Raw genomic sequence first — 11,939 nt, 5'->3', positions numbered from 1 at the left:
TGACTTCTCCTAGATTAGCTACGCAGGCTATCGTAATAGCTGATAATGTGCGCAGTTTCGTGGTAACCCTTAGGCTCTTGGGTTGTTACCTTGCTGCTCTCGCTGGCTTGGGCTGCGCTGATGCCGGTAGCGGCAATGGCGGCGCCGGCAACACTGCCAACGGTGAGCGCTTTAAGCAAAGAACGGCGAGATAAATCGCTAGGTTGTTGCTTCATGCTGACTCCTGAATGAGTGGATATGGTTCTTGGGCGCGCGGCTTTTCGAGGGGATATAACTTGTTATCAAAAAGTGAAGATTAGAGGTGGAAAAGATAATGAAATCATCTTGTTTGCCGATAATCATCGCGCGTGGGGGCAATATAGTAGGAAAAGATTGAGTAAGACTTGATCTAGAACAGTTTGCAGCCGGACAGGCAGGCGCGCTGAGGCAAAAGCGTTAACTCGCTCATGGTTTCAGCACTTGTGTGAGTACGTAAGAATCGGATAAAAATGAAACACTTGTTAATGGTTTGTTGTTTTGATTCTAGGTAAAAAAACACCCCGCAGTGCGAGGTGTTTTTACCGGGTTAAAGCTTAAGGCTTTCGTTAGTCTTTATAACGCAGACTGCCGTTGGCTTTGATTTCGTCATACCATAAATTGTGGTGCTGGATTGCCCAGTTCTCATCACAATAGCCTGACTTCATACACTCCATACCGCCTTCACTGAGTACGGTCGCCATCCAGATATGCACTATGGTAAAGGCAATCAGGATAACGGCACTGATCGAGTGGATCAGCAGCGCGCCCATCGAGGCTTCACGGGGCAGGTCTAAGCCGGGTAATACCAACATGATGCCAGACACACTGATAAACAGCCCGAATAGGGTCAGTGTCCAGAACCACATTTTTTCACCGGCGTTAGCAAAACCACTGTCAGGGTGTTTGCCTTTGAATGGGCCAAAGTTGATATAGCCACCGACCACTAAGAACCACTTAAGATCGTACATCTTAAAGGTTTGTAGCGGCATCCATTTCACCACGCAGACAATCCACGCCACGATAAAGATGGGGCCTGCCCAGTCGTGCACGGTCTTACTGCCGTAGATCAGCGGTGCCCACAGATCTGGCCCTAGCAGCTCTTGCACAACATGCTTACCGAGCATAATGGTTAAGCCGGTAAACATAAGCGCGAGACAGCTAATTGCCATGATCCAGTGGATCCACAGATCTGCCTTAGACCAACGAGCCACCATCTTGCCCGAAAAGCCGTGGCTGAGCCTTGAAGGACCATTTACCAGGTAAAACAGTAAGAAAGCGCCAAATACGCCCGTTACAGCCAAGGCCATAATCGGGGTGATGTATTGGTTTCTCAGTTCTTTACCTTGGTTGCCGGCAACGTTAATCAACACCCCAGTTTCGACCCCTTTGGCTGTGGTATAGCCAGTTTCACCCGACTTTACCGCACGCCACAGATCGGCTTCGCTGGTTTGCGCTTTCGCCTGTTGTTGACTCGATTGCTGATCACTTGCCTGTACTGGGCCTGCGCTCATTACTGAACCTAGGCCCAATCCCATCACGAGTACCATCAGAGCAAACAGACTGCGCAGTGATTTGTTTAACTGTTTGTTTAACATTTTCACTCCTTGCCAGAGGTTAGGGATGGCTCCCTAACCTTCACTCTGCTTAGTTAATCTCACCGGTCTTTGGGTTGTAGCCCCAAATCACGTTAGGATTGCCTCGAGAGGCCATACGTTGACGGTAGATGTTTGATACCACTTCCGCATCACCTGCAAGCAGCGCTTTGGTTGAACAAAGCTCAGCACACATAGGTAGCTTGCCTTCAGCAATACGGTTGGCACCGTATTTCTTGTGCTCGGCTTCGGAGAAGGTTTCTTCTGGGCCACCGGCACAGAAAGTACACTTGTCCATTTTACCGCGGCTACCGAATGCGGTTTTCTTCGGAAATTGTGGTGCACCGAATGGACAGGCATAGAAGCAGTAACCACAACCGATACAGGTATCTTTGTTGTGTAGCACAATGCCATCGTCGGTACGGTAGAAACAATCTGCCGGACATACGGCCATGCAAGGAGCGTCGGTACAGTGCATACATGCGACTGAAATCGATGCTTCACCCGGTTGACCATCGTTAATTGTCACCACGCGGCGACGTTGAATACCCCACTCAAGCGCGGAGTCGTTTTCGTTTTTACATGCTGTGACGCAGCCGTTACACTCGATGCAGCGTTTGGTGTCACACAAAAATTTCATGACTGCCATAATGGCTTATCTCCTCATCAAGTAGGTTAGGCTTTGCTAACTTGGCAAAGGCTGGACTTAGTTTCTTGCATCTGAGTCACAACGTCATAGCCGTAAGTTAAAATGGTGTTTGCCGATTCACCTTGTACATAAGGTACTGTACCTTCTGGGTAATTCTTCGCGAGGTTTTCACCTTCGAAGATACCGGCGAAGTGGTATGGCATAAAACATTCACCCGGAACAACCCGTGGTGTCACCATTGCCTTCACTGTGATCTTGGCGCCTTCAGGGCTATGAACAAAGACATTGTCACCGTCACGGATACCGCGGTCAGCCGCGTCTGCCGGGTTCATTTCGATAAACATTTCTTGTTGTAGCTCGGCCAACCAAGGGTTAGAACGAGATTCTTCACCACCACCTTCGTATTCCACTAAACGACCTGAGGTCAGTGTCAGTGGGAAGCCTTGGGTAAAGTCTTTGTCCTGAATGGACTTATACAGCGTCGGTAGACGGGCAACCATACGGTCTTCGTAGGTTGGGTACTTAGCGACTAAGTCACGACGAGGAGTGTAGAGTGGCTCGCGGTGCAGCGGGATATCGTCTGGGAAGGTCCAAACGATACAACGTGCCTTCGCGTTACCGAAAGGAATACAGCCGTGTTTAATGGCAACACGTTGAATGCCGCCAGAAATATCAGTCTTCCAGTTTTTGCCTTCGGCGTATTTTTTCTCTTCTTCGGTTAAATCATCCCACCAACCCAATTGCTTGAGCATGTCGGCGGTAAACTCAGGATAACCATCTTGAATTTCACTGCCTTTAGAGAATGAACCATCGGCGAGAATATTGACGCCATTGTGTTCTACACCATAACGGGCACGGAAGTTACCGCCACCGTCTTTCACTTCTTTGGATTGATCGTAAAGGATTTGGGTACCAGGGTGTTTCATTTCTGGTGTACCCCAGCATGGCCAAGGTAAGCCGTAAACCTCACCTTTGGCAGGGCCGCCGGGGGCTGTTAGCGTGTTGACATCGAAAGTGCCCCAGTTTTCTTGGTGCATTTTCAAACGTTCAGGGCTTTGACCTGTGTAACCAACGGTCCACATACCTTTGTTGAATTCGCGGGTCACATCTTCAACTAATGGCTCTTCGCCATTTACTTGGATGTGCTTACAGAATTCTTTTTCAATACCCAGCTTTTTCGCCAGTTTGTACATGATCACGTGGTCAGGCAGCGACTCAAACAATGGCTCAATCACTTTAGAGCGCCATTGAATTGAACGGTTAGTGGCTGACACTGAACCGTAGGTTTCAAACTGCGTGGCTGCGGGTAGCAGATACACTCCGTCTTTACGTTGGTGCATCACACCAGCCATGGTTGGGATTGGGTCGACGACCACCACTGTATCAAGTTTGTTCAGCGCTTCACGCACTTCGCGGCCACGGGTTTCGGTGTTGACCGATTGTCCCCAGAAGAACGCTAGACGGATATTGTCTTTTTGCGCGATCTTGGTTTTATCTTCCAGCACACCATCGTGCCAGCGAGAGCAGGGGATACCGGTTGAGGTTTGAGGTGTTTGACCTAGGTATTCGCCTTGGTCGAAACGACTCGCAACCCATTTCGGATCTAAGTCCCATACGTTTGACCAGTGCGCCCAAGCGCCTGAGGTTAAACCGTAGTAGCCGGGTAAGTTATCGAATAACAAACCAAAGTCGGTTGCACCTTGCACGTTATCGTGACCACGGAAAATGTTGGTTCCGCCGCCAGATACACCCATATTGCCCAGTGCTAACTGTAAAATACAGTACGAGCGGGTGTTGGCATTACCGACGTGGTGCTGAGTACCGCCCATACACCATACGATAGTGCCTGGTTTGGTTTCGGCGAGCATTTTTGCAACGCGGTACATTTGTGCCTTAGGCACGCCTGCAACGTGTTCAACTTCTTCAGGAGTATATTTTTTCACTTCCTCGCGGATACGTTCCATGCCGTATACGCGTTGCTTGATAAACTCTTTATCTTCCCAGCCGTTTTCAAAAATGTGCCATAACAGACCATAGATGAAGGGGATATCGGTACCTGGGCGGATATGCACGTACTCGTCAGACTTAGCTGCAGTACGGGTGAAACGTGGATCAACAACGATAATCTTAGCGCCGCGCTCTTTAGCCACCAGAATGTGTTGCATGGCGACAGGATGTGCTTCACTGGGGTTTGAGCCCACAAACATGATGCTCTTAGCGTTACGGATATCGTTAATTGAGTTGGTTTGCGCACCGTAGCCCCAGGTGTTAGCAACACCGGCTACCGTGGTAGAGTGACAAATACGGGCTGAGTGGTCGACGTTGTTTGTGCCCCACAGTGCCGCGAGTTTGCGATATAAATAAGCCTGTTCGTTAGAAAACTTTGCACTACCCATAAAGTAGATAGAATCTGGACCCGATTCTTGACGAATCGCCATCATCTTATCGCCCACTTCATTGATGGCTTGATCCCAAGAGATCTTCTTCCACTTACCACCTTCTAACTTCATTGGGTATTTCAGGCGTTTTTCACCGTGGCCGTGCTCACGCAGAGCTGCACCTTTAGCACAGTGGCCGCCTTGGTTAAATGGATGATCGAATGCGGGTTCTTGACCTGTCCACACACCGTTTTGCACTTCAGCATAGATACCACAACCCACAGCGCAGTGAGAGCAAATGGTACGTTTGACTTCAGTTGGTGCATTATGGGGGATATGTTCCTGCGCCTGTGCTTTGCGCATCATACCTGTGCCTAGCATTGAGGCTGCGGCGATACCACCAGTAGCAAGACCTGCAGATTTTAAGAATTGGCGACGATTAAGACCGAGGGCGGGCACTTTAGGCTCGACGACTTGGTCTGTTTTGCGGGTTAATCGCATCACACACACTCCTCTGGTTAGTTGTTCAACGACGCATAATAGTTACGGATATGGTCGGTTTCGCGATAGTTTTCACTCTTAGGTTCGCTTGGGGCAACTGTTGGGGTGGCAGCCAGAGTTTGGCTACTGACAGTCGCAACCGCGCCAGCCGCACTGCCGAGTGCCAATGCTTTGAGCAATTGACGACGGCCCATGTCGGAAGCTTGCTTCTTCATAGTGTCTCCTTGTGTTACGGGTGAGGTGATACAAACCATAACCACCTCGGTTATTTTGGAGGCCAAGGCCTCCTTTTTGTGGCAAAGGTGAACCTTAAGTCCACCTTTGCCTATCAAACGCTTATGCGATAGGCACTGGTATGTGCATCGCCAACCGTTTTCAGTTTAGTTCATTAATTCCACTTGTTTTTCTAAATCGCTGGCAGCGGGTTGTAGCTCCCCACTGCCAGGGCAATTCACAGGAATGTCTAAACTGAGTTGCTCAAACTCGGTGGCTTCCATCTCGAAAAATGCCTTCGCAAGATGGGCGACCGTGGCATAAAACGCCGCGCTCGGGGCTTTGCTGACGGCATCGCAGAAGCGCTGAATCCAACTGCCGATGTGGCGTTGATAGAATGCCAATTGACGGTAGCCTGGGGCTTCGAGGATAAGCGTACCCATGACTTCGCAGAGGGCCGCGACATGATCTTCCGGCTCTTTCACGTTTTCTTCACGTTCAAAACCGAGTTGCATTAAGTCTTGGCGTAGCAGAGCTAAAGGCTTATCCATCAGTGAGCCAGTCATAAACCAGCTGCCATAGGGCAGGATTTCGCCGCAACCTACACCGAGGAACAGGGCAAAATACTCATCTTCTAATTGTTCACTGCTGAACTGCTGGGCGGCCAATTGCAGGGATAACCAAGCTTTGGTCATCTCATTGTCTTCATTGGCGTCGATTTCAAGATTGGCCAAAAATTGCAGCAGTTCAGGGCTTGGATGGCGACGCAACAGGGCGGCTAACAGTTGATAGATATCGGCTCTCAACTGATCGTTTTCTGATACTTGTCTTACTGATTCGGTCATAGCGGATCTCTTATCGCAGTTGCTTTTCAGGATCTTGAAGAATGTCTTCAAACATGTCTTTTACCCGGCAATCGCCACACATTTTCAGTCGTTCAATATTGGCTGAGAATGCGCTGTGCGCGCCGACCATATCCAGCATCCGATGCACCATAGATTGGGTCGCAAAAGGAGAGCCACAGCGAATACATTCGAATGGGGCTTCTTCTTTCAGGGTGTGTAATTGCTGACGAGCAGCTTTATCAAAGTTAATTTGTGGCGTCAGACTGATGACCTTCTCAGGGCACGCCGCCTCACATAAGCCACATTGCACACAGTTTTGCTCAATAAAGTGTAGTGCAGGTTTGTCGCCACCATCTTGCAATGCCATGGTCGGGCAAATCGCCACGCAGGACATACACAGAGTACATTTCTCGACATTGACGCTGACTTTGCCGTAGGGAACGTTGTTGATACTTAAACTACTGTTGATTTCACCTGCCTGGCTGTTCAGATGGTCAATCGCGTCAAACAAGGTGTTACGTTTGGTGGTCGATGCAAAAGCGCCCGGAACAATCACCGGCCAATCGAGGCTGATATCGAGCAGCGGCTCCAAATTCGCCAGCATGCTTGGGTCGATAAGGCTCAGGCGCTGCGGTTGGCCGATTTCATCTAACATGCTGTTGGCTAAAGCGAGTTCACCTTTCAACATTTGCGTGAGTGTGGGAGCTGTCGCCTCGGTATTGAGGATTAACACTTGGCGTGCGCCCCAAGCTAAAGCCGCTAACCAATGGTCAATGCTGGCAACGGTGATTTCTTCTAGGGCGACGGGTAATACATCCCCGGCTAAGTCGCCACCTATCAAGCTGGCGCCAACCGCGTTGTCGTGGAACAGGATCACGGGGGCGGTTTGGGCTTGCTCACGGTAACGGTTGATAATCTTATTCAGGTAAGAATGCAGTGCCTGTGGCGTCGGTAAGTCATAACCAATCGCACCCGTCGGGCAGGCACTCGCACAGCTACCAGCGCCGTGGCAGAGGTAAGGGTCGACCTCAATTTTCTTAGCGACACTGCTAATCGCATCCGCAGGGCAGAAGTTGAGGCAACGGTTACAGCCGTTGATGCCATTACGATCATGGGCGCACAGGTCGGCATTGATTTTAACGTAACGGGGTTTATCAAACTGGCCCACCAGTTCAGGGAGTTGCTCCAGCGCATCGGCCAGTTTGGCTTCGTCTTGACCGACATAGAAATAGCCCGGCGGCAGCATCTCTAAATTCAGGCAAGGTGTGCTGCTTAAATCGAGGATCAAATCGAAATGGGGTTTGCGAATAGCAACAACACTCAATTCAGCCGCGCCATCTTGGTGCTCAACGCTGACCTGGAATTGACCTAAAAATCCTTTAATGCCAATGAGTTTGTTGTAGTAGCTTTCGACATTCGTTGCCGCAGCCATGACTCGCTCAAGGTGAGTTTCATCTTGGCTGGTAATCGCTTCATTAGCCAAAATCACACGGCTCGCCATAGTGGACAATTTGTCCGCCGCGAGGCGTGCCAGATCTTCGGGGCCAATAATTAGTACTGTACCTTCAGTGGTATAGCTCACTGTTGGCGGGATCAGATTCTGTAAAATTTGCGTTTGGGCTAACACATTTTGCCGCGCTTGTTTTAGCGCAAGCTGGGTTTGATTGGTCATCAAATGAGTGCTCACATTGCGTTCCTGAACAGTACTCTGGCTGCTCTTTAATAGCTGTTTTTCGGCAGATTTAGGCTGTGGTTGGAGACTAAGTCATTGCCTTTTCTGCTTTTATCTAAGTATTTATTTCTTAGTACAGCAATTCACATACCAAAGTTATGGACATAAGAATTAGCTAAACTGACATTAAACAACTGGCTTTTGCATCTGAGCGGCAGGCTCTGGTGCATTTTGGGGTAGGTCATCAGTCTCCCCATCCAAATTGTCCGTGATCTGAGTGTTTGCTAATTCGGTTTTGACATCACTGTTTTTTGATTCCATTGCATTTTCTGTATTCATCACCGCATCGCTGGGGATTGAGGCCAGATCTTCGTCTGACTCTTCATTCTCTTTGGTGATAAAACGGAATACTTTTTGAGCCAACTCGGCGGACACCTCAGGCGTCAGCTTTGGCTGATTGCTGTAGTCGAGCGCATATTCCAAGAGACCATCTATCTCATTGAAATGTGGCTGTTTCCATAATGCACGTAGCGCCGCCGTTTTGGCCGCAGGGTCAACATTGGCCCCCATAAACTTAGCAAAGCTTCCGCCAATCTCTATTTCTTCAGGGTTCGGTAAATCTTCTGCGGTGAGGATGCGGTTTGGATCCTCATCGGGTCGTGGGAGTGCATCTTGGGCGTTTGGTGTTATCGCCGCCGGCTCAACTATTGCTGTGTCAACTGTGGTAGTTGGAGTTGATTCAGCAATTTTTTCGGCCGTTGTTTGGTTAGCCAGTGCCGCTTCTTCAGCCGCTACTTGCTCGCGGCGTTGGCTCCAACGGCTAAAAAAGCCGTTAGACTTTGGAGTTGAGTCAGCCATTAGTCCCTCCGCAGTGGGTCGTGGCTAGGGCCTTGATTTTTACGGTGATCGACATGCTTGCGACGATATGCCGCGATTTCTACTTCACCGTATTGGGTGATGAAGGCTTCAATCCAGCAGGCGATTGCCTCCGGCATCAGCATATTGATAACGGGGGTATTGCCCTCTAGGCAACCCGCAGCAACGTTTTGATCTGCCGAGAGTAATGCGGGCACCCAAGTGCCGTCTGCCATTTCATCGCACACTAAGTACAGCATGGCATTGTCCATATCGAGGTTAATGCGATAACTGGCGCGCTCATCTTTATGTAGTTCAAGTAGGACTAAGGTAGCGCCTTCGGGCGCTTCGTGGGTGGCGGGCAGTAGATGATCGATTTCCCATTGCACCGAGGTCCAACGACCCATTTGTTTCTCTACTTTTTTGAGTGAAACGTACATAGGCCAAACACTAGTGGTATGTTGCATTGTCTCTCCGTTTCAACTGAGTGGGGTGAACCTCGTTTGTGGTTCTATTTCCCCAACTGATTAGGATAAAAGGTCTCTGCAATATTAATGCCATTAAAGATGGGGAATTAGTTTGAGGTAGATCATCAAAATAGGGGTAAATTTAGGACATTTTGTCTATTTGGTCATTTTGTCTGGGACATTTACACCCAGTGCAATATTCATAATTGCGGCATATCACGCATTTCACCGAGAGTTTTATACCTAGGTATAAATATTGCTATGCTGATGCCATCACATGTAAAGCGGTAACAGTATGATCTCTGATAATAGTTCTAATATTGCTCAGCAAGCACAGCACAATGACCATCCAACGCCTGCGAAGCCAGCCTTCACTTTCGTGAAAACTCAGGCTGAAGTGCCGCTAACGATTGCCGTCAAGGCCGTAGATGAATCGGGCGAAGTGATCGATAAGCATGTTGCCTGTGAGCGACCATTAACGGTTTACCTAAACTGGCGCCCAATTGTGACCTTGATGACTTTGGGGGCTAAACCCGAGTCGCTCGCGTTAGGTTATCTTAAAAATCAAGGCTTTATTTCCGATGTCAGTCAGTTGGATTCAGTGATTGTCGATTGGGATGTGAACTCCGCCGCCGTGTTAACCCGCGAGCAAACCGCCGATATCGAGCAAAAACTATCGGAAAAAACCGTGACTTCAGGCTGTGGCCAAGGAACAGTTTATGGCAGTTTTATGCAGGATTTAGATGATATCCAGCTGCCCACACCAAGCCTTAAGCAAAGTACGCTCTACAGTTTGCTTAAAAATATCAATGAATATAATGACACTTATAAGAATGCCGGCGCAGTTCATGGCTGCGGTGTCTGCGAGAACGACCAAATTCTTGCTTTCGTAGAAGATGTAGGGCGCCACAATGCCGTGGACACCTTAGCGGGCGATATGTGGCTAGCGCAGGATCGGGGCGATAACAAGATTTTCTACACCACGGGGCGACTCACCTCAGAGATGGTGATCAAGGTTGCCAAGATGGGGATCCCCGTACTGCTGTCGCGAAGTGGCGTGACGCAAATGGGGCTAGAGCTTGCGCAGCAGCTGGGTATCACCATTATTGCCCGGGCGAAAGGGCGCCACTTTTTGATCTATCACGGTAGTGAAAATATTGAATTTGATGCGAATACCACTGCAGGCAAATAAGCCGCTAATGATGGTATCGGTTGAATTTAGAAGAGATAGGACGACAAGGATATAAGATGACATCCGCCAGTGAATTGATTTACATGAGCGCGAAGCAGGTTGCTGAGTATTTAGATCTGAACGAAAAGAAAGTCTACGCCATGGCGAATGACCGCATTCTGCCAGCAACGAAAATCACCGGTAAATGGCTATTCCCTAAGGTACTAATAGACCGTTGGGTGATGGACTCCTGCCATAGTGGCATGTTGACCGACCGACTCTTGATCACTGGCAGCGATGATCCCCTGCTTTCTATGTTAGTGGCGCGCTTGATGGCACAGGTGGGGAGCCGTGAACTGATCAGTTACAGCGCAACGGGTTCGCGTCTCGGGTTAGAGCTATTAGCAAAGGGCTATGCCGACGTTTGTACTCTGCACTGGGGCAGCATGGAGGATAGGAATATCCGTCATCCAGCCTTACTTAAAGGTTATCAGAACCACCAACAATGGATCATGGTGCATGGCTATTCCCGCCAACAAGGCTTGATCATGCGCACCGATATGCACCACAGATGCCAAGAAGAGGATAAGGTACTCACCTTGCCTTGGCGTTGGGTCAGCCGCCAAGGTGGTGCTGGTAGCCAGCAACATTTAGAACAATGGCTATTAAAGCAAGGGGCACGTTTAGATCAACTCAATGTGGTGCTAACGGCCTATAGCGAGCGTGAACTCGCAGGATATATAGCACGGGGTGATGCCGACATTGGTTTCGGTTGCCAATCCGTTGCCCTAGAGAGCGGCTTAAGCTTCGTTCCTCTCGTCAAAGAGTCCTTCGACTTTGTGATGCCGCAAAGCATTTACTTCCGTAGACAACTGCAACAGCTCTTTACTATGTTAAGTAGCGGACACACGCGCCAAATGGCCTCGTTATTAGGTGGGTACGATCTTACCGATTGCGGCCAGTTACTGTGGAGTGCTAATTAACACCACAAGTGAGCGCGCGTTGCACGACCTTATACTTTTATATAGCTATATAAGTATAAGGTCGCGACTTCCGCTATTTACCGTTCCTATCCTCATTGCCGAATTTCATCTTTATTCCTTCTTTAATATTGCAACTTGCATCTGTATTGAGTGATAAATCGTTTCACTTAGGGGATTTTTGATGGCATGTGATGGTGAAAAATACCGCGATTGTGGATAACTCTGGGAATAACTCGTGGGCAGCTTGTGCCTAGATTGGGTGTAAAAAGGCATTTGAAAAATAATGCAAAAAACTTCAAAAAAGCCCTTGCACAAAAAGTTCTGCTGCCTATAATGCGCATCCACTGACACGGCAGACAGCGAAAGCGGATGCGGTTACAGTACGAATCGAATGCAAAATGTGCACTTGATTCAAAAGCGCCAATAAGTTTGCAAAAACGCCTTGACGCGACACGGGAAATGCGTAGAATACGCAGCCCTGACCCGCTGAGCGGTAACGCAAAAGCCGAGGTCAAATGCTCTTTAACAATCTAAACAAGAAATCTGTGTGGACACTCACAGGTGTTGAGTTAATCGAAATTACTCTGCCGTTTGG

At 49.0% G+C, this 11,939-nt stretch carries 11 protein-coding genes; 2 read left to right on the top strand and 9 right to left on the bottom strand.

The window, feature by feature from the left end; all coding sequences use genetic code 11:
• Window positions 1-14: 14 nt before the first annotated feature.
• The 9 genes from EYR25_RS16585 to EYR25_RS16545 form a co-directional block, all read right to left on the bottom strand.
• Window positions 15-215: a twin-arginine translocation signal domain-containing protein gene (locus EYR25_RS16585; RefSeq protein ID WP_133181525.1), complete on the bottom strand. Its 201-nt coding sequence runs from the start codon at window positions 213-215 to the stop codon at window positions 15-17.
• Between the two features lie 369 nt (window positions 216-584).
• The gene (locus EYR25_RS16580) at window positions 585-1,613 is read right to left on the bottom strand and encodes a formate dehydrogenase subunit gamma (RefSeq protein WP_133181523.1); all 1,029 of its coding nucleotides are present in this window, start codon (window positions 1,611-1,613) and stop codon (window positions 585-587) included.
• A 49-nt stretch (window positions 1,614-1,662) separates the two neighbouring features.
• Window positions 1,663-2,259 (bottom strand): formate dehydrogenase FDH3 subunit beta, encoded by a 597-nt coding sequence (gene fdh3B, locus EYR25_RS16575; RefSeq protein ID WP_007651894.1) that lies wholly within the window; start codon window positions 2,257-2,259, stop codon window positions 1,663-1,665.
• Between the two features lie 26 nt (window positions 2,260-2,285).
• Complete coding sequence (locus EYR25_RS16570) at window positions 2,286-5,138, bottom strand: molybdopterin-dependent oxidoreductase (RefSeq protein WP_133182925.1); 2,853 nt, start codon at window positions 5,136-5,138, stop codon at window positions 2,286-2,288.
• A gap of 17 nt (window positions 5,139-5,155) precedes the next feature.
• The gene (locus EYR25_RS16565; protein WP_133181521.1) at window positions 5,156-5,353 is read right to left on the bottom strand and encodes a formate dehydrogenase; all 198 of its coding nucleotides are present in this window, start codon (window positions 5,351-5,353) and stop codon (window positions 5,156-5,158) included.
• A gap of 165 nt (window positions 5,354-5,518) precedes the next feature.
• The gene (locus EYR25_RS16560; protein ID WP_133181519.1) at window positions 5,519-6,196 is read right to left on the bottom strand and encodes a TorD/DmsD family molecular chaperone; all 678 of its coding nucleotides are present in this window, start codon (window positions 6,194-6,196) and stop codon (window positions 5,519-5,521) included.
• Window positions 6,197-6,206: 10 nt separating this feature from the next.
• Window positions 6,207-7,868 carry a 4Fe-4S binding protein gene (locus EYR25_RS16555; RefSeq protein WP_023265403.1) on the bottom strand — a complete coding sequence of 554 codons (1,662 nt, stop codon included), beginning with the start codon at window positions 7,866-7,868 and terminating at the stop codon, window positions 6,207-6,209.
• A 186-nt stretch (window positions 7,869-8,054) separates the two neighbouring features.
• Complete coding sequence (locus EYR25_RS16550) at window positions 8,055-8,726, bottom strand: DUF3306 domain-containing protein (protein ID WP_133181517.1); 672 nt, start codon at window positions 8,724-8,726, stop codon at window positions 8,055-8,057.
• On the bottom strand, window positions 8,726-9,190 hold the full coding sequence (locus EYR25_RS16545) for a DUF3305 domain-containing protein (protein ID WP_039976978.1): 465 nt from the start codon (window positions 9,188-9,190) through the stop codon (window positions 8,726-8,728). Before EYR25_RS16545 ends, EYR25_RS16550 begins: the two co-directional genes overlap by 1 nt.
• A 295-nt stretch (window positions 9,191-9,485) precedes the next feature.
• Between EYR25_RS16545 and EYR25_RS16540 the strand changes: the two genes are divergently transcribed.
• Both EYR25_RS16540 and EYR25_RS16535 read left to right on the top strand, forming a co-directional pair.
• Complete coding sequence (locus EYR25_RS16540) at window positions 9,486-10,382, top strand: formate dehydrogenase accessory sulfurtransferase FdhD (protein ID WP_023265406.1); 897 nt, start codon at window positions 9,486-9,488, stop codon at window positions 10,380-10,382.
• A 56-nt stretch (window positions 10,383-10,438) separates the two neighbouring features.
• On the top strand, window positions 10,439-11,344 hold the full coding sequence (locus EYR25_RS16535) for a helix-turn-helix transcriptional regulator (protein ID WP_011718636.1): 906 nt from the start codon (window positions 10,439-10,441) through the stop codon (window positions 11,342-11,344).
• The last annotated feature ends 595 nt before the right edge of the window (window positions 11,345-11,939 follow it).

Origin of the sequence: Shewanella decolorationis, assembly GCF_004354305.1 — a bacterium.
Classification (GTDB): domain Bacteria; phylum Pseudomonadota; class Gammaproteobacteria; order Enterobacterales; family Shewanellaceae; genus Shewanella; species Shewanella decolorationis.
Note: the sequence above shows the minus strand (reverse complement) of the source record. Positions and strands in the feature narration are given on the sequence as shown.